Raw genomic sequence first — 21,040 nt, 5'->3', positions numbered from 1 at the left:
GGGGGATCGAGGCGGTAGCGCACCTGGTCGGGACGGACCGGGCACGGCAGGGTCCTTCATGGTAGACGCAAGGCGAACGTTTGCGGATCGGCCGATCAGTCGATGACAACCATGTCAGGGCCCGGGTGCCCCAGGAACCGGTCGTGGGAGATCTCCCAGCCGTACGCGCCCGCGTCCGCGAACACCAGCCGGTCCCCGACCCCGACCGACCCCACATGCCGGCCGCCGTTGAGGACGTCGCGCGGCGTGCACAGCTCCCCGCACACCCTGACCTCCACATCGGTCAGCACCTCGCCCTCCCGCGGACCCGGCACGACCGCGAACGGGTGCGCGTACCCCCACGCCGCGGGCAGCCGGAAATGGTGCGTGCCGCCGCGCACGAGCGCGAACGCCCGCCCCGCAACGGTCTTCACGTCCACGACCTCCGCGATGTACCAGCCCGCCGCGGCCGCCAGGTACCGGCCCGGCTCCACCACCAGCTCCACGCCCGCACCGATGAGTGCCTGCGGCCGGTCGCCGAGCGCCCCGGCGAGCGCGTCGAGGTCGATCACGTCCCCGCGCGGATCGGCCCCCAGGCCCCCGCCGACGTTCACGTACCGCAGTCCGAACCGGCCCGCCGCCGCCTCCACCGCCCAGTCGAGCGCGTCGTGGACGTGCGCGGCATAGGCGTCGGCGTCGAGGCAGTTCGAGACCGCGTGCAGATGGAACCCCGCCACATCGAGCCCCAGCGCCGTGCCGCGTTCAGCGGCAGCGAGCGCGGCCTGCTCGTCCATGCCGAACGGCGTCGGCGCCCCCGTCATCTGGTGCGAGCCCGGCAGCGCCCGCCCCCGGTTGACCCGCAGCGCCACCGGCCCCGCGAACCCCGCCGCCGCAAGGGCCTCCAGCTCCCGGACGCTTTCGGCGTGCATCGTCAAGGGCGTCGCACACGCCGCCGCGGCCGCGATGTCCGCGGGGGTCTTCGCGGGCCCCGAGAACGCCAGGCGCCGCGCCCCCGCGGCCTGCGCGGCCGCGAGCTCGCCGCCGGAGGCGCACTCGACCCCGTCCGCCCCGCGCACCGCCGCCGCGAGGATCGCGGGGTTCGCGCACGCCTTCATCGCGTACAGGACCGTCCACCCCGGCAGCGCCCCCCGCACCGCCGCCAGCCGCGCACTCAGCACGGCCGGGTCGTAGACCCAGGCGCTGGCGGGCGAGGCCAGGGCCTCGACGGCGGCGCGGACCTTCGCGGGGATCATCGGCGCGCCAACGGGTTGTCCACGAGGGCTTCGATCTCGCGGCCCGGGTCCAGGCGCATCGACAGCAGCGCCTTCGTCGGCAGCTGCTCGGCGAGGTAGCAGTCGCGGTCGGCCGCGGGCAGGTCCAGGGAGGCGATGAGGTCGGCGAGGTCGGCCCAGAACGCGCCCGCGTCCAGGCCGCAGTCGCGGGCCAGCGCGGTCGCCAGGGCCGCGAGGTGGTTCTGGAACAGCGTGTACGCGACCTTCGCGCGCACCTGGTCCATCGAGGCGGCGTTCACCGGGCTCCCCTCGGGCAGCGCCACGTCGAAGGGGACGGCCGGCAGGTGCAGTCGCGCGCCGCCGAGGTCGCGCGAGACCGCCGCGACCGGGACGGGCCCGTCCATGGCGACCAGGCTGTTCTGGAGGTGCGCTTCGAGGCCGATGCCCATGGCGGCCTTGGCGAGCACCGGCGGCACGAACAGGGCCGCGTAGGCGCGCAGCCACGCGGCCGGGTCGCCGTGCCAGTCGGCGTACTCGGCGGCCATGCTCACGCCCGTCACCGGCGAGAGGGCGGCGAGGGCCGTCGCGGGCACGCACACCGTCCCGGCCGGGACGGTGCCGGAGAGGGGGGCGCGGGCGATGGCGGTCAGGTCCCGGCGGCCCGGCAGCCACGCCCCGGCGAGGTCGGGCACGAGCCGGTGCGCCCCGCCCGCGTCCAGCGCGGTCAGGTGCTTGGAGAGGACGGGGGCCAGGAGCGCGGTCGCGGGGGAGATGTCGCGGCGCGTGGAGGTGATGTGGATGCCGATGGCGAGTTTGAGGAACCCGGGGGCGCGGTGCCCGGCGAGGGTGCGGATCGCGGCGGTCGGCCACGCGGGCACCGTCTCGTCCAGGACCGTGAGCCGCTTGGCGGCGAACAGGTCCGCGTACTGGGGGAGCACGCGGTGTTCGAGCTGCCAGGGGTGGACGGGGACGACCGGGTCGGGCAGGTCGAGGCCGGCGAGCATCGGGTGGGTGCGGAAGTCGGCCCCGGACCGGTCCAGGACCCCGGCGCGGTCGGCGACGAGGCGGACGCGGACCGGGCGGGGCGCCTCCAGGTCGTACCGTTCGAGGTCGGCGCGGTTCCAGCCCAGGCGGGTCCGTGCGCACGGGTGCAGCTGGTGCCCGTCGGTCGCGAGGGTTTCGAGGAGGCGTGCGGCGGTGTCGGTGTCGCGGCCGCATGCGGCGACGAGGTGCGCGAGGCTCGGCGCCCCGGCCCGTGCGGCCAGGGCCGCGACATGCCTGCGCTTGGCGGCGGCGCGGGTCTTCGCGAGGGCCCGGCCGCCCTTGGCGGACTCCAGTTCCGCGGCCAGGTGCGCGGGGACGGGTCCGCCGAGGATCGCCTCCAGGGCCTTCACCGGGTCGCCGTCGTCGCCGCTGCCGGGACTGTCGGGGTATTCGAGCTGGTTGAACGGTCCCTCGGGGACCGGTGCGGGGCCGGTGCGGTGCCCGGCGAGGTCTTCGCGCCAGGCCGCGGCCAGGATCTGGTCGGTCAGGTTCACGCCGCCGCCAGCAGATTGTCGACGCGGATCCAGATGTCGTCGACCGGGTTGTCGGCCAAGCGCATCGCCGTCGTGGCCTTCAGGGGCCAGGGGTCGCGCAGAACGGCGGCGGCGATCCACGACTCCAGGCCCATGCCCTGCACCTCGGCCGCCACTGCGGACCACCACTTGCCGGGGTCGGTCCCGGACCAGTCGGCGAACGCGTCCACGATCGACGTCAGCGTCGTCGGGAACAACGCGGCCAAGAGCTTCACGAGGCGCTTCTCGGGGTCGGGCTCGGGGAGGTCGCCGACGAGATCGGGCCAGTCCCCGGGCGGGACCCGCACGCCGCCGAAGTCCCGGTACACCAGGGACGTCGGCCGGTCGCCGGTGAAGGACGCGAGGGTGTTCTGCCCGTGCGCTTCGAGGGCCACGCCGGTGTCTGCGAACAGGCGCAGCGGCGCCAGCGCGACCGCGACGAACGCCTCCCACCACGATGCGGGGTCGTCCCCGGTGAACGCCACGGCGATCGGCCGCCCGTCCGAGGGGCATCTCACCGCGAGCGCGGCCAGCGGGACGGCGCGCGGATGGCCGACGACGTGCGGGGCGGGGCGGACGAGGGCCGACAGCCCCGGGTCCGGGGGCCCGTCGGCCGTCGCGGCGACCGCGAGGTCCGGACCGTCGTCGCCGCGGGGGCCCTCGGCGAGGGCCCAGAGCGCCGTCTCGGGCAGCAGCGCGATGCCGGTGCGCTTCGCCGGGTCGGCGAGCCGCGCCGCCAGCGCGGCACCGTTGCGGATCGAGGCCGCCGAGACGTGGCGGACGGCGGAGGTCAGCTGGAGGTCGACCGCGGTCTTCACGTGCCACCGTCCGGTCGCGACGGTGCGCAGGCTCATGAGCGGCGCCGCGCCCGCCCAGACCCGGTCCGGTGCGCCGAGTCCGCGCCTGCGGGCCTGCCACGGGTGGACCGGGACCGGGGGGACCTCGGTCCCGGCGTCCGGTTGGTTCGTCGCGCGGCGCGCGAACCCGTAGCGGCCCAAGTCGATCCGGGCCCGGTGCTCGGGGGCGTACGCGCGGATCTCCGCGTCGGTGAGCGCCCCGCGCGACCGCGCGAGGGGGTGGACGGGGTGGCCGAGGAGCACGGCCTGCTCGAACCACACCGACGGGTCCGGGTGCTCGGCTGCGGCGGCGGCCCACAGGTCGGTCGGGTGCGGCCGGGCGGCCTCCAGGGCGAGGGCGGTGCCGCGGACGGCCGCGGCCACCTCGGCGGTGAACCGGTCCGCGTGCGGCGATCCGGCGCCGATCGACGATGCGATCGCGACTGCATCGGCACCGGTCGCGGGGCCGGGCAGGGGTTCGCGGTCGGCGGCGGCGCGGAGGCGGTCGGCGACGATCCGGTCGGCGCGGGCGGTGGCGTCCATTGCCTGAACCATACTGGCCGCACCCGCCCGTGTGGAGGGTGCGATTGCTCACGGAGCGCGCATAAGCGCAGCGTAAGAGTCAGGTCCGCACGGCCGGGGCGCGGTCTCCGGTGCGCGGGCCCGGGACGGCGGCGAGGCGCATCCTGAGGGCCTGGAGGACCGGCAGGTCGTAGACCGGGCCGGCGGCGGCGAGCCACAGTCCGATGTCGGCGGCGGCCTGGCCGACCGCGACGTCGTGGACGGCCGCGTCCTCCCCGGCGCGGGCGGCCTCGGGGAGCGTCGGCCACAGGACCCAGCCCTGGACGTGCGCGTCCGGGAGGGCCGCGGTGAGGACCTTGACGGCGTCGGGGAGGTTCACCGAGTCCACGTCGGAGCTGTCGCGTCCGACCGGCGCGCACAGCAGCGCGATCCGGTCGCCGCACACGATCGCGTGCGGCACGCGCGTGTCCGGCTCCGCGGGGAGGGCGACGAACAGGCGCGCGGCGGGCAGGTTCGTGAGGACCTCCCGCAGGAGCTTCCCGGTGAGCCGGTCGGCCTTGGGGCGGGTCCCGACGGGCCCGAACGCGTTGAACTGGCGCAGTGCGGCGCCGACCTGGCGGCGCAGCGCCACGGTGAACCGGACCCGCTTCACCGTCCACGCCAGCGCGGAACCGGCGAGGACGTACACGCCGAGGGCCCAGCCCCACGGCGTGGAGGGCCCGGCGAGGGCGATGACCATGGCGGCGAACAGGGTCGCGAAGATCAGGCGCCCGGCCGGCGGGGGCGGGGCCGTGTCGGGGCGGCGGCGCAGGGCCCGGCTGGTCTGGACGACGACGATCATCGCGATGGCGATCGTGACGGGGATGGCCAGGAGCAGGAAGATCCACGAGTCGGAGGCGAACGCCTGACCGAGGAAGCCCAGGCCCATGAACGCCCACACGCCCGCGACCGCGATGCTCAGGGCGGCGGCGATCCACGCGGAGGGCCGGTAGACGGGCCGGGTCAGGCGCAGGCGGGCGTGCCAGGGGACGGCGACGAGGGCGCCTTCGGCGGGGAAGGCGTGCTGGACCGGTTCGGGCGGGGGCGCGACGTTCCAGCCGCGGACCTTGCGGTGCGACGGTTTGGCGGCGGCGCGGCCGTAGCGGCGGGCGGCGCGGCGCCCGAAGCGCAGCAGGTCGTACTCGCGGCGCAGCCCGGCGTGCGAGAGGGTCTCCCAGGCGCCTTGGACGAGGTGGAACTCGCCCTCGTCGCCGCCGCGGTCGGGATGGGTCTCGCGCAGGCGGCGCCGGTAGGCGGCCTGGATCTCGTTGCGTGGTGCCTGCGGGCTCACCCCGAGGACGCGGTAGTGGTCTGGTTCGTTCACCACGGCTCCCGGTCGGTCGTACGGGGACGGGCCTGTGCCCGGAGAGGGGGATCGGGCGTCGGACTCGACGGTAATGGAGCCCCCAATCTACCGCCGGTTCGCCCCTTTCGGTGTCGGCAGGTCCCGAAAATTCACCCGGTCTTACCCGGACGGGTTACCCCCGTGCCCGGATCGGCGCCACAGTGGAGGGCCGCGGCGGCGTCCCCGGGGGCCGTTGCACCGCACGGGCCTGCGGTTTTCCCCGGACGGCCGCACTCGTTAGTACGGGCAGGCTCGGGCCGGACGGGGCGTCCGTTTCATTGTGTTCCTCCCGACTCGCGCCGGGTGTGGCGACTTCGGACAGTGCACAGGGCCGCCATTCACCTTTGTCGATCCGCATCGGCAGGGTGCAGGTGCGGAACGGGGGCGGCCCCGCACCGGTGGTGCGGGGCCGTCGCGGCCGGTCGGCGGCTGCCGGGCCCGCCGGGCCGGGTCGCGGTCTAGCCCTGCCAGAAGCGGGCCAGGGCCTGCGCGGCCGGGTCGTCGATGTCGGCGATCGCGTACTCGGAGGCGTCGACGGTGTTCACCCACGGCTCGGCCTCGGCCGATCCGAGGGCGTCGAGGTCGACCCACGGGTAGCCGTCGACGGGCTCGGGGACGTCCAGGTCCAGTTCGGGCGGGAACGTCGGCGGGTTGTCGGCCTCGTCGAGGAGCAGGTCCTCATAGGTGGCGGCGTAGGCGGTCTCGTCGCCGCCCGCGGTGTCGTCGTCGGCCTCCTCGCCTGCGTCCCCAAACGCGGCGTCGACGCCGAAGCCCTCGTCGAGGGGCTCGTCCTCGTCGACGTCGTCACCGTCGTCGAACGCGAACGCCTCCAGGCCGTCCTCGTCGGGAACCTCGCCGGTGTCGAACTCGTCGAACCCGGGGGCCTCCTCGCCGTCGTCGTCCAGGTCGGGGAAGTCGCCTTCGCCCCCTTCGGGATCGAACTCGTCGAACTCATCCATCGGATTCCTCATCTCCTGGTACGAGGGTGCGGGCCTTGGCGAGCACCTCGTCGAGCTGCTTGACCTTCTGGGCCATGGAGTCGCGGCGCTGCTTCAAAGCGGCCTGCTTCTTGGCCCGGGCGGCCTGGTCGGCCTTGGCGGCGTTCTCGGCCGCGGAGATCCGGGCGTCGAACTCGGCGGCGCGGCGCTCCAGGGCGTCGTCGAGGGTGGAGTTGAACACGAACTCGACTTCGGTGAAGCGGAACCCGATCTCCTCGTTGAGGTTCGCGCGGGCCTCGGCGATGACGCGCTGCACCCACTGCTTGGCGGCCTGGCGGTCGCCCTGGATCTTCCGCCGGTACAGCAGGAACGCCGCCGCGGCGAGCCCGATGCCCACACCGGACGCCGTCAGGGCGACGGAGGCGACCGATCCGGCGACGGCGGTCAGGCCGATCATGCCCGCGCCCGCGGTCACCGCGCGACCGGCCATCATGGCCACACCGGCGGAGGACGCCATGAGCAGGGCCCCGTCCTGGTTCGCGTCCCGCCGGGCCCGCCCGGAGGCGGCGGCGCGCAGCCCCGCGGAGATCGAGTTGGTGGCCTGCATGAGCTCGTCCTCGGTGAACACCTGCCGCAGGACGCGCTCGGCGAGGAGCACGAACCGCTGGTGCAGCTCACCGGACAGGCGCGCGGCGATGCCCTGGAGGGCGATGTCGATGCGCTGGGGGAGCGATTCGAGCGCGGCCTTGTTGGCCTTCTCCAACTCGTTCAGCAGCGCCTCTTCGAGCTCCTGGAGGTGCGCGCGCAGGCGCCCCTGGACCTCGATCTTCGCGCGCTGGGTCTCCACGCGCAGCGCGAGGTTCGCCTTCTTCGTCTCGGTGCGGCGCGCGTTCAGCGCCGACTTCTTCTCCTCCTTGAGGCGGTTCGCCGTCTCCGGGTCGGGGTCGTACGCCTTCATGTCCTCCTGCGCGGAGACCGCGAGGCGGGAGAACTCGGTGCGCACCGCGCGCACGACGTTCGCCGCGACCAGGGCCTTCCCGGCGGCGCCGACTTTCACGAGGGCGCGCTGCATGCGCCCGATCCCGGACTCCTTGGCGAGGGCCTGGCGGGTCGGGCCCTGGGAGTTGAGGGCGTGCTCGGCGAGCATCGCCGAGACAGGGAAGTGCGGGGCGTTGCGGAACCGGGGCGCGTGCGCCTCGATCAGCGACCGGTTCTCCTCCAGGACCGTCTTCCACCCCGGGTACGTGTCGGTCTTCGTCAGGGCGAACACCACGAAGTTGACGCGCTTCGATGCTTCGGTGAGGAAGTCCAGCTCGGTCTTCGCCATCGGCGAGGACGCGTCGGTGACCATGATCAGGCAGGTGGCGCGGGCGACCGCTTCGAGGGCGATCTGCGCGTGGTCGGGGTCCAGGCCGCCGGTGCCGGGCGTGTCCACCACGGACATGTGCTTGAGCAGCGCCGACGGGTGGCCCACGAGCATCCGCCGCGGCGGGATCATCCCGGGGGGCATCGTGCCCAGGCGCGTCGCCCAGTTCCGCAGGTCCCCGACGCCCAGGAGCATCGGGTCGGCGGCGCCGGGCTGCCAGGCCCGCACCGACGCCTGCTCGGCGTACGCGAACTCCAAGTAAGCGGTCGTGGCGACCTGCGCGTCCACCGGCGACAGCCCCGGCATGCCCAGGAGCGCGTTCACCAGGGACGACTTGCCGCGCTTGGTCTCGCCGACGACGACGGCGACGGGCTTGTCGGGCTGCCAGCGCGCGACCTCGTCGACCTCGGCGGCCGCGCGGGCGTCGACGGTGCGCAGGGACGCGTTCCCGGCCTTCGCGGCCTTCGCGCACAGCTTGTGGATCTGGACGGCGGGGTTGGGTTTGGCGGCGGCCTTCTTCGCGGGCGCGGGGTTCGCCGGCGGGGAGGACGCGGCGGCGGCGGGGGCGGCGGTGTCGGTCATGCCCGCACCCCCTGGCCGCGGTAGACGGTGACGATGGGGTGGCGCAGGATGCGGCCGCGGTCGGTGTACCCGACCTGCTCGGTGCGGGCGATGATGCCCTCGTCGGCGGGGCCGCGGGCGGCCACTGTGGACCCGGCCTCGTGGACGGCGGGGTCGAAGCGCTGGCCGGTGGCGTCCACCTGGGCGACGCCGACTTTCGCGAACGCGCCGTCGAGGTGCTGGGCGAGCGCGGGGGAGGTGGCGCGGTCCCGCATCCACACGCAGGCTTCGACCAGGACGGTGCGGTCGGTCGTGTTCTGGGCGGCGCGGGCGGAGTCCTGGAGCTGGTTGACGGGGATGGCGCCGGAGGCGGCGCCGGTGCCGGGTACGGGGGCGAAGGCCGGGGGCTGGAGGGGCGCCGGGGCGGCGGCGGTGATGGACTTGCCGGCGATGAAGGCGACGGCGGCGGTGACGAGGACCGAGCCGGCGGCTATGGCCAGGACGCGCGCATCGAACCCGCCGCCGGTGAGGAACACCGCGCCGAGGGCCGCGGCGGCAAGGCCGACGAGGGCCCCCACCAGCGGTCCGCCGAGTCGATTCGTCACTTTGCTCTCCTTAGGTGTGAACGCTTGTCGCTGTCAGCCGAGGCGTTGGGCCAGCAGATGGAAACCACGATGCACCACGTTCGCCACCCGGGCCTGGGACGGGGTGGCGCCGCCGTTGGCGAAGGCCCGCCAGCGCGCGGCCGCTTCGATGGCGGCGCGGCGCAGCTGCGGGCGGGACTCGCCGGGCAGGCCGAGGACGACGCCGGCGTCGTCGGTGAGCGCGAGCCGGGCGACCTCGGCCTCCATGGCCTCGGGGAGCGCGACCTGCCCGGTGGTGACCTGCGCGGCCGCTTCGAGGAGCGGCAGCCGGTGGTACTCGGGGCGGGCGACGATCGACTCGACGGCGCCCCGCAGGAGGTCGCGGTCGGCGGCCGGGCCGGAGGCGGCGGCGGCGTCGAGGCGGCCGAGGGCCCATCCGGCCTTGATGACGTCGGCGCGGACGCCGAAGATCTGGTGGAGGGTGGTGCGCAGGCGCGGGAACCCGGAGGCGGCGAACAGCAGCCGCACGAGCTCGCCGGTGGCGAGGTGGGGGCTGGCCTGGAGGTGGGCGATCGCGAAGTGGATGCCGTACAGGTCCAGGCGCTCCAGCAGGCGCCGCCGCTGGTGCTCGTCCACGGGGGACTCGGTGGACAGGAACAGCCCCGCGGAGGCGAGCATGAGCGCCCGCTTCTCCTCGCCGAGCCCGGCGAGGGTCCGCAGGGCCTCGCAGTCGGCGGCGGTGAGCAGTCCGGCCTCGGCGGTCTCGGCGAGGAGGCCGACGACGGGGACGACGTCGCAGACGGCGCGGCGCAGCACGTTCGCCTGGTCCCCGGCGATGGGGCCGGCGACGGGCCAGGGGTCCTGGCCGGGGCCGGGGGCGAGCTTGTCGGCCTTGTTGTACAGGCCCAGGGCGTTCATCGGGGAGGACGACAGCTGCTGCGACGCCTTCGAGAACGCTTCGAGCGCTTCGACGTCGTCGGCGCGGACCTGCTGGGTGAACACGTAGATGATCGCCTCGGCCGATTCGACGGCGGCCTTGGAGTCGTCGTCGACGTCCTCGGCGATCGGGGCGGCGAACAGCATCTCGCGGGCGGCCTCGGAGATGTCGGTGTTCACCGACTGCAGCCCGGGCGTGTCGACGACGGTGAGGTCGCGGAGGCGGTCGGAGGACAGCTGCACGTCGATCATCGCGGCCTCGTCGGCGGGGATCGGCAGCGACGTCGGGATCATCCCGTTCGCGTCCAGGGGCACGGCGTGCTTGACGCCGTTGCGGGCGACCACGTCGACCCGGTCGGCCGGGCCGTACCGGAACTGGGTCACCACCCGCGTGCACTCCCCGGCGGCGGTCGGGGCGACGCGGCGCCCGATCAAAGCGTTGACGAGGGTGGACTTCCCGGCCTTCAACCGTCCGGCGACGGCCACGCGCAGGGGCTGCCCCAGCCGGGACGCGACCTCCTCGACCACGGGGCGCGACGCGCTGGAGACCTTGCCGGCCAGTTCCTCGCACATGCTCGCAACGCTCGTGGTGAGTTGTCCTGCCACCATGGTCCCCGCGTCCGCCCTCTCCTGTAGTCTCGTCGGTCCGTCCGGGCGTACCGTCCGGTATGCGGCACTCCGGTCGCCGACGCCGGTCTGCGGCATCGAAGCTTCCGCAATATCATGAGAGGCGTCGGCGGTCCGTCGACAACAACGAGATTACAAACCGCGACCGCCCGGCCGCCTCCCCCATTCGTGCCACAGCGTAAGGAGCCCCCTTGGCCGCCCCGCCCACCCCCGGACTGGCGCCCCCCGTCGCCTCGACGCCCCAAGGGGTCGCGAACCGCGACGATGCACTGCGCGCCATGGCCGGCGCGCTGGCGGGACCGGGCCTGGTGGTCGTCACCGGCCCGCCCGGCTCGGGGCGCACCCGCCTGCTGGAGCGGCTCGCGCGCGCCTCCAAGCGGCCCGTGCACGCCGGCGGGGGCCTCGCGATGCTCTCGGGCCAGCCCGCGCTCGCCCTGGAGCGGGCGACGCGGGCGCGGATGCCCGCCGAGGACCTCCCGCTGCTCGCCGAGGCCGTGTACTCGCGGACCCGCGGGGGCCTGCTCGTCGTCGACGACCTCCAGTGGTGCGACGCGGCGACGCTCGCGGTCCTCCCGGTCCTGGCCGAGCGCCTCCCCGTCGCCGCGGCCCTGCGGACCCCCAACCGGCTCGGCGAGGACGCCCTCGCGCGCCTCCTCGGCGCCGCCGTCGTCATCCCCGTCCCCGAGCTCACCGAGGCCGAAGCGGCCTCGCTGGTCGCCGAGTGCGCCCCGGCGCTGCCGCCGACCCGGGCCGCGGCGCTGGCCTCCCGCGCCGGCGGCAACCCGCTCGCCCTGACCGCGCTCGCCAGGAGGGCCGCGCACACCGGTCCGGGCGAGCCGGACCCCGGACTGCCCGGCGACCCCGCCTCCGCCGCCGCGGCCGCCATCGCCGACCTGCCCCGCGCGGGCCGCACCGCCCTCGCCGTCCTGGGCCTCCTGGGCCGCCCCGCGCACCCCTCGCTCCTGGGCGAGGGCGCGCAGGTCCTGGCCGACGCGGGGCTCGCCGTCCCGGACGGGCCGTTCCTGCGGCCCGCGTCGCCGTGGATGGCCGAGATCGCCGCGGGCATCCTCGACGCCGAGGCCCGCCGGTCCATGCACGAGCACCTCGCCGACGCCACCGCCGGGGTGGAGTCCGCCCGGCACGCGCACGCGGCCGGGCTCGACGGCCGCGCCCTCGCCGCCGCGCTCGCGGCCGCCGGGGACGGGTCGCCGCAGACGCGCGCCGAGGCGTTGCTGCTCGCCGCCGAGATCGACCCCGCCCACGCCGTGCCCGCGGCCCGCGCGGCCCTGGAAGCGGGCCGCACCAACGCCGCGCTCGCGGTCCTCGACCGGGCCCCGGCCTCCGGGGACACGGCGGTCGTGCGCGCGTGGGCGCTCCTGGCGGTCGGCGAGACCGGCCGCGCCCGCGCGGCCCTCGCCGACGCCCCCGAGGGGCCCGAGACCGATCAGCTGCGGCTGCTGTGCGCGCCCGCGGCCGAGCGCCTCGTGCTCGCCGATCAGATCCGCGCCGCCTACCCCGCCTTGGACCACCCCGGTCTCGCCGCGGCGCTCGCCGGGGACGACCCGGACGCGCTGGCGGCGGCGGAGGCCCTCGCCCGCGCGGCGGGGGACGCGACGACCGCCGCGTGGTGCGCGTGGTCGCGGGTCATCGCCCTCGCCGACGCCGCGCGCCTGGTCGAGGCCGAGGCGGTCGCCCACGAGGCCGCGGACCGGGCCGGGGCCGACGGCGCCTACTCGTGGCAGACCCGGTTCCTCGCCGCCGCCGCCTGGTGCCTCGTCCTCTCCGGGACGGGCCTGGACAACGTGATCGCGGCCGCGCAGTCGCTCGCCGACCACGCGCTCCCGGCCGTGGCCGACACGCTCATCGCCGCGTCGATCGCGCTCGCCGAAGCCGACACCGGCGCCCTCGGTGCCGCGCGGGCGCGCCTGTCGCGCCTGCACGACGCCCCCGCCGCGCTCGACGGGCTCGTCGCGTGGCTGGAGCACGAGACCGCGTGGCTCGACGGCCAACCGGGACCCGAGGCCCCCGAGGCGCAGCCGGGCCTGGTCGGCGGGCTCGCGCACATCACCGGCCGGTGGATCGCCTACGACACCGGGACCGAGCCGGTCGCCGCCGACACGATCCCCTGGCCCGCGCCGGTGGCGACGACGCTCGCCGCGTGGGACAAGGCCGCGCCGGGGCCGTTCGCGCAGGCCGCGTCCGCATGGGACGGGCTGGCCGCACGCGAGCAGGTCCGCTGCCTCCTCGCGCTCGCCGCGCACTCCGGTGACCCGCAGGCCGCGGTCGCGGCCCTGGAGGCCGCCGAGCGGATCGCCGACGAGCACGGCCTCATCGTCCTCGCCGGGCGCGCCCGCCGGGGCCTGCGCCGCCACGACGTGCGCCGCGACCGCCGCTCCGCGCGCGGCGGCGGCGGGCTCACCGACCGCGAGGCCGAAGTGCTGCGGCACGTCGCGTCCGGGCACCCGTCGCGGCGGATCGCCGAGATCCTCGGGATCACCGCCGAGACCGTCGAGACGCACATCCGCTCAGGCATGCGCAAACTCGGAGCGAAGACCCGCACCGAGGCCGCGGTGCTGCTGTCGGCCGCGCCCCTCGAAGGCGGTGACGCCTGATGGGCGAACAGGTGCCCCTGCACGTCGTGCCCGCCGCGGGCGACGCCGACACGCTCGTGCGCCGCTGCGCGGCCGCGGGCTGGTCCGCGCACCGCGGCTTCGCGCTCTTGGAACCGGCGTGGGACCTCGCCGACCGGCGCCTGGTGTGCCACGGGACCGTCGGCGACGACCACACCGCGTCCCAAGCGGTCCTCGCCGCCGCCCGCGGGGCGGGGATCATCGCCGTGGCCTCCGGGCAGCTGGCGCTGAACCTCGCCGCGGACCTGCGCCGCGTCGGCCCCCTCGGGCTCACCCCCGGGAAGGCCGAGGCCGCCGACGGCCTCGACTTGGACGCCGAGCAGCGGGCGCTCCTGTCGCGCCTGGCCGCCGGGTCGACGATCGCGGCGGCGGCCGAAGCGGAGTTCGTGTCCCTGCGCACCGCCAACCGCCGCATCGCCGCCGCCCGCCAGTCCCTGGGCGTCAAGACCACCCGCGAAGCGGTCATGATCTACATCAAGCACGCCCGCGACTAGCCCCCGCATACAGCCGGGCCCGGGACACCGCAAGGCGTCCCGGGCCCGTCGGCTCCGCGGGTGCGGCTACTTCAGTTCGGCGAGGCGCGCTTCGGCCTCGTCGAGCTGGCGGCGCAGGCGGGCGGCCTCCTCGGCGGCCTCGGAGCGGATCTTCTCGACCACTTCGGAGACGACCTCGTTGACCTCGTCCGAACCGGACGCCTGGCACATCGTCAGCGCGTTCGTGTGGGCGACCTTCGCGCCCTTGACGACCGTGCGGGCGCCGCGCGTGGCCGCCACGGACCACTCGCCGTCCTCATAGGTCAGCGTGACGGTGAGCTCGGGGTGCTTGGCGGCCTGGGCGCGCGGGCGCGCGGCCTTCTTCTTGACCACGGCCTCGGGCGCGGGCGTCTCGGGTTCGGTCACGGGTTTCCTCTCGCTCACAACTGGTTTCGGTGCGGGTTTCGGTTCGGGCGCGCGGGGAGGATCGTCGGGCAGCAGCCCGGGCCCGGTCGGCGCGGTGGAGCGCTGCCGCGGCGCGGGCGTGCGCCGCGCCCCCTCGCCGGGGGCGGGCAGGCGCAGTTCCGCCGCGGAGAACGACAGCTCGTCGGACCCGAACGCGACCTGCACGAAGTCGTCGACGCCGGCCGGGTCGAGGGCGACGACCTTCCCGGTGCGCCCGGCGACCTGCCCGGCGGCGTCGGTGAACACCACCTTCGGTTTCTTCCCTTGCGCCAGCACCGTTTCGAGATGGGCGATGTCGGCACTCGACAGTGACATCGGGGGCTCCTTCACATGGGTTCGGAGGCACGGCGCGCGAAGGCGCGGCCTGGTGAACTGGACTGCATCCTCCAATACCTACACGCAGGGTCCGACACTGCCCCGCCCCACAGTCGTTCAGGACGCTGGCGCGCAGGCCGCCGCCGATGTCGGTGCAGCGCGTTACGGTCGGGGGCATGGACACCGCACCCGGCGGCACCGGGACCTACGAGGAGCGGCCCGCACCCGCCGCCGCGGCGGGGTGGTCGCCGTGCCTGTGGGTGCGCCGCACCCCGCACGCGTCCACCGCCCGGGTCGTCCCCGACGCCTGCACCGACCTGCTCTGGGTGGACGGGCGCCTCGAAGCCGCCGGCCCCGACACCGGCCCCCGCAGCGTGCCCCTCGCGCCCGGGAGTGTGATCGCGGGGGTGCGGCTGCGCCCGGGCGCCGCCCGGGTCCTCCTCGGCCCGGTCCCGGCCACCGAGGTCCGCGACGCCCAGCCGCCCCTCACGGACCTTTGGCACCCCGGTCCGCTCACCGACCTCCTTGCGGCCGAGACTGATCCGTGGCGCGCCGCCGGGCTCCTCGCCGCAGCCCTCACCTCCCGCGCGCAGCGGTTCGGGCCCGACCCGGTCGCGCTGGCGGCCGCGGCGATGCTCGACGTGCCGGAGCCGCCCTCGGTCCCTGCCCTCGCGCGTGGTCTGGGGTTCTCGGAGCGGCAGCTGCGCCGCCGCCTCGATGCGGCGTTCGGCTACGGCCCCAAGACCCTGGAGCAGATCCTCAGGTTCCGGCGCGCCACCGCCCCGGGGGACCGCGGGTGGGCGCGGGTCGCGGCCGAGGAGGGGTACGCTGACCAGGCGCACCTGGCCCGGCAGGTGCGCCGCTGGTCCGGGGCGTCCCCGACGGGCCGGTTACGCCTTCCCCTCCCACGCCCGCAGCGTCCGCAACGCCGCGATGGTGAACCCGGGGCGGGCCTGGAGTTCGATCCCCGAGTGCCAGCGCCGGTAGTGGATCGGCCAGCCGCCGTCCGCCTCCTGCTCGGCGGCACGGAAGTCCAGGGCCGTACGCATCTCGTCGGCGCTGAACCACGCGGCGCCGACGCTGTCGGGTTCGGGGGCGAAGTCGCAGGCGAGGTGGTGCTCGCCGGGCGCGTACCCCGCAGGCGGCGCCGCGCCCTCCGGGTTCGCGGGGTCGAGCAGCACCAGGCCCGTGGTGCGGACGAGCTCGCCGATCCTGCCTGCGGCACCATTGGCCCAGTTCCGGTCAGGTGCGGCGCCGAGGAACGCGCCGATGCTGAACACCTCGTACGGGTGGGTCGCCTCGATCGCGTCGATCCTCGCCCGGCAGAACGCGGTCGCGCCCTCCAGCCACGGGTGCTCGATCCCGTTGCGCAGGAGGTATCCGGCGGCGCGGGCGGTGGTGAGGAGGCCGCCGCGGTCCTGGGGCGGGGCCTGGACCCACGGCGGGTGCGGGTAGGCCGCGATCGTGTCGAGGAGGTCGGGGACGCCCCCGTCCGGTGCCGTACGACCGGCGAGCCAGTCGCACACGCCCGCACCCGTCGCGGCGTCGAGGGCCCCGGCCTCGTCGAGGAGTTCCAGGGCGGTCATGGCCGCGAGGGGCTGCGGGTCGGGGCCCTTCACGTCGGGTTCGAGCGCGAACGCGAACCCCCCGTCCCTCGTGCGGTGGGCGAGGACCGCGGCCCGCACCTCCGCGCCCGTGCCGGTCCCGGTGTGGTGCGCCATGCGGCGCTGGTCCACGAGGCTGCCGGTGCGCCATACGAACTGCGCGGCCCGGTCCCTCGCGTCTGCATCGATCCGTTCCATGCCCTCCACGCTAGGGCGGGACCGGGGGCGCGGGCTTGAACGAATCGGCCGCGGGGGTGACGGCCGTGAATATCGGCTGGGGTTCAGTCCCGCGACACTTCCGATTCCCTCCGCCGCCCACCTGCGCCTTTACGCTCCGGTCATGAGAGTCGCACTGGTCACCGAATCCTTCCCGCCGCAGATCAACGGCGTCGCCCGCTCGGTGGCGCGCGCCGCGGCCCACCTGGCGTCGCGCGGGATCGAGCCGGTCGTCGTCGCCCCCGCCCCCGGGCCCGGTCCGCGCCCGGTCTTCGACTGGCCCGTGGTCCACGTGCCGTCGGTCCGCCTGCCGGCCTACCGGCACTTCCGGGCCGGGCTCGCCACCCGCGCGCTCGACGACGCGCTGGACGCCCACCGGCCCGACGTCGTCCACCTCGCCAGCCCCTTCGGGTACACCGCCCGCGCGGCGGCCTGGGCCGAGCGGCGCGGCGTCCCCGCGGTCGCGGTGTGGCAGACCGACCTGCCCGCGTACACGCGCGCCTACCACCTGACGGCGTTCGAGCAGCTGGTGTGGAAGCGCCTCAAGTCGATCCACTCCCGCGCCGCGGTGAACCTCGCGCTCTCGGAGTGCACGGCCCGGTCCCTGACCGACCAGGGCATCGGCGGGGTCGCGGTCCTGCCGCACGGGGTCGACACGAACCGGTTCCACCCCTCCTACCGCGACGCCACGCTCCACGACGCGCTGGTGCCCGACGGGGAGCTCCTCGTCGGCTACGTGGGCCGCCTGGCCCGCGAGAAGCAGCTGCACTGGCTCGCTGACGTCGCCGCCCTCCCCGGGGTCCGCCTGGTCGTCGCCGGGGACGGCCCCCGCCGCAAGGCCCTCGAACGGCTCCTCCCGCAGGCGCACTTCCTCGGGGCCCTGCACGGCACGGACCTGTCGCGCCTGTACGCGTCCCTGGACCTGTTCGTGCACACCGGGCCGTTCGAGACGTTCGGGCAGACGATCCAGGAGGCCCACGCCTCCGGGGTCGCCGTGGTCGCCGTCGACGCGGGCGGGGCGGCCGAGCTGGTCGACCCGGGCGTGGACGGCACCCACTTCCCGGCCGGGGACCCCGCCGCGCTGGCCGATCTCGTGGCCGGGCTCGCGGGGCGGCGGGACGTGCTGCGCCAGTGGGGGCGGCGCGGACGGTTGAAGGTCCGCGGCCGCACCTGGGAGGCCGAGGGGGACGCGCTCATCGAGCACTACGGGCGGGCGCTCGCACTGGGGCCGGTGCGCGGCGGGCTGCGCCCACCCGTCCCCACGGCTTGACGTAGGAGAGGACGATCGCGCCGAGGTAGATCGACGAGGACACGATCGGTCCGGCGATGACCTGGTCGTCGAGGGTCTGCAGCACGTCCGGGTCGAGGGTCGCGGCGGTGGCCGCCAGGCCGGGCCGCAGCGCGAGGACCGTGGCGGCGAACGCGGCGACCGTGGCGATGAGCTTGACGAGGACCCACTTGTGCGAAGGGCCCCAGCGGGTCCCGAACATCAGGACCACGCCCGTGGCGACGGCGACGGCGCCGATCGGAATCGCGATGGTGGACGCGAGGGCGTCCATGGCGGTCCCGGCGGCGAACTGCACGGCCGGGTCGGTCGTGGTGAGGGCGCGGACGCCGAGGACGAGGAGGCTCAGGCTCAGCCCGAGCCAGGCGACCGACGAGGCGACGTGCGCGATGACGAAGGCCCGGTACGCGGGGCGGCGGAGTTTTCTCATACCGTCCACGCTCACCTGCGCACGCGGGGCGGCACATCGGAGCGCGGGCGTATCCGCCCCTACGCCGCAGCGCTGACGCCCCTCAGCAAGGCTGTCTAGATCGGTTCGGCCGCGACCGCCGCGGTGTCGCGGCGCGACCACTTCAAGCCCACGAGCGGGAACACCAGGACCGAGACCATGGCGGCGCCGACCATGGCCGCGGCCACCGACTCCTCGACCAGGCCGCGTTCGGCGGCGGTGGAGGAGGCGATGACGACGATCGGCAGCTGCGTGGCCGCGAACGCCGCCAGCGCGCCCCGGTCCCGGCCGGTGAGGGACCGGCGGGCGAACAGCCACGTCACGGCCCCGCGCACGACCGCGAACACGAGCAGGAACACCGGGATCAGCGCCAGCGCCAGGGGCGAACCCAGGAGCTCGTCCAGGTCGAACGTGACACCCGTATAGACGAAGAACACGGGGACGACCGCGCCGAACCCGATGCCGTCCAGTTTCGACTGCACGAGGGCCTCCTCGCGTTCGTCCAGTGCGGACAGGAGCAGGTGCATGCACACCCCGGCCGCGAACGCGCCCAGCGCGATGTCGACGCCGATCTCGGCGGCCAGGAGCACCGCCGCCAGCAGCACCAGGACCGACAACCGGACGGCGAGCTGCGCCGAGGTCCCCATCGTCGCCGACAGCAGCCGCGCGACCCGCGCCGACCGGCGCAGCGACCCCAACGCCGCCGCCGCGATCGCCAGGCCCGCCAGCGCGATCACCAGCGTCGTCTTCCCCGAGTGGTGCCCCTCCGAATAGAACAGCGCCAGCAGCGCGATCGGCGCGAACTCGCCCACCGCCCCCACGGCCATCAGGTGCGGGCCCACCGGCCCGGCCAGGAGCCCCGAGTCGCGGGCGATCGGCAGGATCGTCCCCAGCGCCGTCGAGGACACGCCGATCGCCAGGATCAGCACGGCCGCACCGGCACCGGCCGCCCACATCGCCGCCGCCGCGAGCCCGAACGACACCACCCAGCCCGCCGACGCCGCGGCGATGGGCCGCCCGCGCACCGACCGGAAGTCGATCTCGTACCCCGCCAGGAAGAACAGCATCGCCAACCCCAGCTGCGACACCGTCTCCAGCAGCGGCCCGGTGTGCACCAGGCCCAGCACCTGCGGCCCGATCAGGATCCCGAGGACGATCTCCACGACCACGCTCGGCAGCCGCACCCACCGCTCCACGCGGTCCACCAGCAGAGGCGCCGCCACCGCGGCCATCGCCAGCACGATCAGCTGCACCGACATCCCGTCCCAGTCCACCGCCGGAGCATAGAGCCCCGCACCGCCCCTCAGCGGCCGAAACGGGGCCTAACCCCACCCCGCATCGGGGGAGCAACGGCACTACCGGACGGTAACCTCCAGACGTAGCCTCGAAGCATGGCACTGGCACCCGCGCTCCCCGACACGAAACCCCGCCTCCGCGGCTGGCTCCACGCCGGCGCGTTCCCCCTCGCGCTCATCGCCGGACTCGCCCTCATCGCCACCGCACCCACCTTCGCCGGACGCGTCACCGCCGCCATCTACGTCGCCGCCTCCGGGCTCCTGTTCGGCGTCTCCGCGCTCTACCACCGCACCAACCTGCCCGCCCGCGCCACCGCCGCGCTCAAGCGCCTCGACCACGCGAACATCTACCTCATCATCGCGGGCACCTACACGCCCATCGCCGTCCTCGCCCTCGACGGGACCGCGCGCACCGCGCTCCTGGCGGTCATCTGGACCGGCGCGGCCGCGGGCGTGGTCTTCCGCGTCCTGTGGCACGGCGCCCCGCGCTGGCTGTACACGGTGCTGTACATCGTCCTGGGGTGGGCGGCGGTGTTCGTGACGCCGCAGCTGGCGGCGGGTGCGGGGGTCGCGGCGACGGTCCTGATCTTCACCGGCGGGGTCCTGTACACCGTCGGGGGCGTCGTCTACGCGCTGAAGCGCCCGAACCCGTCGGTGCAGTGGTTCGGGTTCCACGAGGTGTTCCACGCGTTCACGGTGGCGGCGTACGTGGCGCAGTTCGCGGCGGTCGCGCTCGTCCTCCATTCGGCCGCTTGAGGATAGGATCGGCGGTACCGACCGGAGTAGGGGAGGGCCGCCATGAGCGACCGCCAGGCCAGGGGAGTGGACCGCGCGATCCAGGAAGCGGAGGCGCGCGGGGAGTTCAAGAACCTCCCGGGTGCGGGGAAGCCCCTGCCGGGGATCGGCCAGCCGCTGCGCGAGGACTGGTGGCTGCACCAGCAGGCGACGCGCGAGAGCATGGGCCTGGACGCCCTCCCGCCCGCGCTGCGGTTGGGCAAGGAGCGCGAGGATCTGCCCGCGACCCTCGACGCCCTCGGTGACGAGGCCGCGGTGCGCGCGGTGGTCGAGGAGCTGAACGTGCGCATCCGCAAGGCGCTCATCGGCCCGGTGGACGGGCCGCCGCTGCGGTTCGGGCTCATCGACGCCGACGAGGCGGTCGCGGCCTGGCGCGAGCGGCGCCAGTAGCCGCCACCACAGTCACTTGACAGTGTCTAGTTTCAGGCGCATCCTTAACTTGACAATGTCAAGACCGGCTCGCGCCCACCACCGAAGGCACACCCATGGCACCGATCATCACCCTCACCGCCGTCACACTCCTCGCCCGCCTCACCGGACTCCTCGGCGCCGACGCCCTCACCGACTGGCAGCTGTGCCTGCGCATCGGCCTCGCCGCCATGTTCGTCCTCACCGGCGCCGTCCACTTCCACCCGAAGTTCCGCACCGACATGACCCGCATGATCCCCGAACGCCTCCCCGCGCCCGCGCTCCTGGTGACCCTCACCGGCGTCCTGGAGATCGCCGGCGCCGCCGGGCTCCTCGTCCCCGCCACCGCGACCGCCGCGGGCCTGTGCCTCGCCGCGCTCCTGGTCGCCATGTACCCCGCGAACTACTCCGCAGCCAAGCGCGGCATCCCCCTCGCCGGGTCGCCTGCCACCCCCATCGGCATCCGCACCGCCGAACAGGTCCTCTTCATCGCCCTCTGCGTCCTCGCCGCGATCTAGCCCCGACCCGGCCCCGACCTTGCCTCGGACATGGTGAAGGCCCGGACCCCCACCGGGTCCGGGCCCC

At 75.2% G+C, this 21,040-nt stretch carries 18 protein-coding genes and 1 pseudogene; 7 read left to right on the top strand and 12 right to left on the bottom strand.

What is annotated here, in order from left to right; genetic code table 11:
- Nucleotides 1–95: 95 nt before the first annotated feature.
- The 8 genes from AB0A65_RS16410 to AB0A65_RS16375 all read right to left on the bottom strand — a co-directional run bounded on the left by AB0A65_RS16410 (nt 96) and on the right by AB0A65_RS16375 (nt 10,467).
- The gene (locus AB0A65_RS16410) at nt 96–1,232 is read right to left on the bottom strand and encodes a type III PLP-dependent enzyme (RefSeq protein WP_359952063.1); all 1,137 of its coding nucleotides are present in this window, start codon (nt 1,230–1,232) and stop codon (nt 96–98) included.
- Nucleotides 1,229–2,749, bottom strand: a complete 1,521-nt coding sequence (locus AB0A65_RS16405; protein ID WP_359952061.1) for an IucA/IucC family protein — start codon at nt 2,747–2,749, stop codon at nt 1,229–1,231. Before AB0A65_RS16405 ends, AB0A65_RS16410 begins: the two co-directional genes overlap by 4 nt.
- Nucleotides 2,746–4,146 carry an IucA/IucC family protein gene (locus tag AB0A65_RS16400; protein WP_359952059.1) on the bottom strand — a complete coding sequence of 467 codons (1,401 nt, stop codon included), beginning with the start codon at nt 4,144–4,146 and terminating at the stop codon, nt 2,746–2,748. Before AB0A65_RS16400 ends, AB0A65_RS16405 begins: the two co-directional genes overlap by 4 nt.
- A gap of 79 nt (nt 4,147–4,225) precedes the next feature.
- Entirely contained in the window at nt 4,226–5,488 is a 1,263-nt protein-coding gene (locus AB0A65_RS16395) for a DnaJ domain-containing protein (protein ID WP_359952057.1), read from the bottom strand.
- Nucleotides 5,489–5,967: 479 nt separating this feature from the next.
- On the bottom strand, nt 5,968–6,468 hold the full coding sequence (locus AB0A65_RS16390; RefSeq protein ID WP_359952055.1) for a hypothetical protein: 501 nt from the start codon (nt 6,466–6,468) through the stop codon (nt 5,968–5,970).
- A complete protein-coding gene (locus tag AB0A65_RS16385) occupies nt 6,461–8,395 on the bottom strand; it encodes a dynamin family protein (RefSeq protein ID WP_359952053.1) in 1,935 nt (644 codons plus the stop codon). Before AB0A65_RS16385 ends, AB0A65_RS16390 begins: the two co-directional genes overlap by 8 nt.
- Complete coding sequence (gene grpE / locus AB0A65_RS16380; RefSeq protein ID WP_359952051.1) at nt 8,392–8,979, bottom strand: nucleotide exchange factor GrpE; 588 nt, start codon at nt 8,977–8,979, stop codon at nt 8,392–8,394. The genes AB0A65_RS16385 and grpE overlap by 4 nt, the downstream gene beginning before the upstream one ends.
- A 33-nt stretch (nt 8,980–9,012) precedes the next feature.
- The gene (locus AB0A65_RS16375) at nt 9,013–10,467 is read right to left on the bottom strand and encodes a dynamin family protein (protein ID WP_359952049.1); all 1,455 of its coding nucleotides are present in this window, start codon (nt 10,465–10,467) and stop codon (nt 9,013–9,015) included.
- A gap of 245 nt (nt 10,468–10,712) precedes the next feature.
- Between AB0A65_RS16375 and AB0A65_RS16370 the strand changes: the two genes are divergently transcribed.
- A complete protein-coding gene (locus AB0A65_RS16370; RefSeq protein ID WP_359952047.1) occupies nt 10,713–13,133 on the top strand; it encodes a LuxR C-terminal-related transcriptional regulator in 2,421 nt (806 codons plus the stop codon).
- Nucleotides 13,133–13,645 (top strand): LuxR family transcriptional regulator, encoded by a 513-nt coding sequence (locus AB0A65_RS16365; RefSeq protein WP_359952045.1) that lies wholly within the window; start codon nt 13,133–13,135, stop codon nt 13,643–13,645. The genes AB0A65_RS16370 and AB0A65_RS16365 overlap by 1 nt, the downstream gene beginning before the upstream one ends.
- A gap of 66 nt (nt 13,646–13,711) precedes the next feature.
- Here the strand turns inward: AB0A65_RS16365 and AB0A65_RS16360 are convergent, their stop codons facing one another.
- On the bottom strand, nt 13,712–14,404 hold the full coding sequence (locus AB0A65_RS16360) for a hypothetical protein (RefSeq protein ID WP_359952043.1): 693 nt from the start codon (nt 14,402–14,404) through the stop codon (nt 13,712–13,714).
- Between the two features lie 146 nt (nt 14,405–14,550).
- On the opposite strand from AB0A65_RS16360, the pseudogene AB0A65_RS16355 reads away from it, so the two are divergent.
- Nucleotides 14,551–15,276: pseudogene (locus AB0A65_RS16355) on the top strand (AraC family transcriptional regulator); the annotation flags it as partial.
- An 18-nt stretch (nt 15,277–15,294) separates the two neighbouring features.
- Here AB0A65_RS16355 and AB0A65_RS16350 read toward each other — a convergent pair.
- A complete protein-coding gene (locus tag AB0A65_RS16350; protein WP_359952041.1) occupies nt 15,295–16,206 on the bottom strand; it encodes a hypothetical protein in 912 nt (303 codons plus the stop codon).
- 142 nt (nt 16,207–16,348) lie between these two features.
- Here AB0A65_RS16350 and AB0A65_RS16345 point away from each other — a divergent pair, with 142 nt between their 5' ends.
- Nucleotides 16,349–17,494 carry a glycosyltransferase gene (locus tag AB0A65_RS16345; RefSeq protein ID WP_359952039.1) on the top strand — a complete coding sequence of 382 codons (1,146 nt, stop codon included), beginning with the start codon at nt 16,349–16,351 and terminating at the stop codon, nt 17,492–17,494.
- Here the strand turns inward: AB0A65_RS16345 and AB0A65_RS16340 are convergent.
- Both AB0A65_RS16340 and AB0A65_RS16335 read right to left on the bottom strand, forming a co-directional pair.
- Nucleotides 17,418–17,939 carry a DUF2269 domain-containing protein gene (locus tag AB0A65_RS16340; RefSeq protein ID WP_359952037.1) on the bottom strand — a complete coding sequence of 174 codons (522 nt, stop codon included), beginning with the start codon at nt 17,937–17,939 and terminating at the stop codon, nt 17,418–17,420. The genes AB0A65_RS16345 and AB0A65_RS16340 overlap by 77 nt on opposite strands.
- Nucleotides 17,940–18,034: 95 nt before the next feature.
- Nucleotides 18,035–19,231 carry a cation:proton antiporter gene (locus tag AB0A65_RS16335; protein WP_359952035.1) on the bottom strand — a complete coding sequence of 399 codons (1,197 nt, stop codon included), beginning with the start codon at nt 19,229–19,231 and terminating at the stop codon, nt 18,035–18,037.
- A 117-nt stretch (nt 19,232–19,348) separates the two neighbouring features.
- Between AB0A65_RS16335 and AB0A65_RS16330 the strand changes: the two genes are divergently transcribed.
- The 3 genes from AB0A65_RS16330 (at nt 19,349) to AB0A65_RS16320 (ending at nt 20,973) form a co-directional block, all read left to right on the top strand.
- Nucleotides 19,349–20,008 carry a hemolysin III family protein gene (locus AB0A65_RS16330; RefSeq protein WP_359952033.1) on the top strand — a complete coding sequence of 220 codons (660 nt, stop codon included), beginning with the start codon at nt 19,349–19,351 and terminating at the stop codon, nt 20,006–20,008.
- Nucleotides 20,009–20,050: 42 nt separating this feature from the next.
- Nucleotides 20,051–20,437, top strand: a complete 387-nt coding sequence (locus AB0A65_RS16325; RefSeq protein WP_359952031.1) for a DUF1992 domain-containing protein — start codon at nt 20,051–20,053, stop codon at nt 20,435–20,437.
- 95 nt (nt 20,438–20,532) lie between these two features.
- Entirely contained in the window at nt 20,533–20,973 is a 441-nt protein-coding gene (locus tag AB0A65_RS16320; protein ID WP_359952029.1) for a DoxX family membrane protein, read from the top strand.
- The last annotated feature ends 67 nt before the right edge of the window (nt 20,974–21,040 follow it).

It is taken from the genome of Glycomyces sp. NPDC047010, from assembly GCF_040644205.1.
Lineage (GTDB): Bacteria > Actinomycetota > Actinomycetes > Mycobacteriales > Micromonosporaceae > Glycomyces.
The sequence above is the reverse complement of the archived record's forward strand: the minus strand, read 5'-3'. Positions and strand labels throughout refer to the sequence as shown.

What these genes read in the sequence shown, in the direction of transcription:
- AB0A65_RS16410 (WP_359952063.1), bottom strand. Translation starts at nt 1,232, where the DNA reads ATGATCCCCGCGAAGGTCCGCGCCGCCGTCGAGGCCCTGGCCTCGCCC.
- AB0A65_RS16400 (WP_359952059.1), bottom strand. Translation starts at nt 4,146, where the DNA reads ATGGACGCCACCGCCCGCGCCGACCGGATCGTCGCCGACCGCCTCCGC.
- AB0A65_RS16390 (WP_359952055.1), bottom strand. Translation starts at nt 6,468, where the DNA reads ATGGATGAGTTCGACGAGTTCGATCCCGAAGGGGGCGAAGGCGACTTC.
- AB0A65_RS16385 (WP_359952053.1), bottom strand. Translation starts at nt 8,395, where the DNA reads ATGACCGACACCGCCGCCCCCGCCGCCGCCGCGTCCTCCCCGCCGGCG.
- AB0A65_RS16375 (WP_359952049.1), bottom strand. Translation starts at nt 10,467, where the DNA reads ATGTGCGAGGAACTGGCCGGCAAGGTCTCCAGCGCGTCGCGCCCCGTG.
- AB0A65_RS16365 (WP_359952045.1), top strand. Translation starts at nt 13,133, where the DNA reads ATGGGCGAACAGGTGCCCCTGCACGTCGTGCCCGCCGCGGGCGACGCC.
- AB0A65_RS16360 (WP_359952043.1), bottom strand. Translation starts at nt 14,404, where the DNA reads ATGTCACTGTCGAGTGCCGACATCGCCCATCTCGAAACGGTGCTGGCG.
- AB0A65_RS16350 (WP_359952041.1), bottom strand. Translation starts at nt 16,206, where the DNA reads ATGGAACGGATCGATGCAGACGCGAGGGACCGGGCCGCGCAGTTCGTA.
- AB0A65_RS16345 (WP_359952039.1), top strand. Translation starts at nt 16,349, where the DNA reads ATGAGAGTCGCACTGGTCACCGAATCCTTCCCGCCGCAGATCAACGGC.
- AB0A65_RS16340 (WP_359952037.1), bottom strand. Translation starts at nt 17,939, where the DNA reads ATGAGAAAACTCCGCCGCCCCGCGTACCGGGCCTTCGTCATCGCGCAC.
- AB0A65_RS16330 (WP_359952033.1), top strand. Translation starts at nt 19,349, where the DNA reads ATGGCACTGGCACCCGCGCTCCCCGACACGAAACCCCGCCTCCGCGGC.
- AB0A65_RS16325 (WP_359952031.1), top strand. Translation starts at nt 20,051, where the DNA reads ATGAGCGACCGCCAGGCCAGGGGAGTGGACCGCGCGATCCAGGAAGCG.
- AB0A65_RS16320 (WP_359952029.1), top strand. Translation starts at nt 20,533, where the DNA reads ATGGCACCGATCATCACCCTCACCGCCGTCACACTCCTCGCCCGCCTC.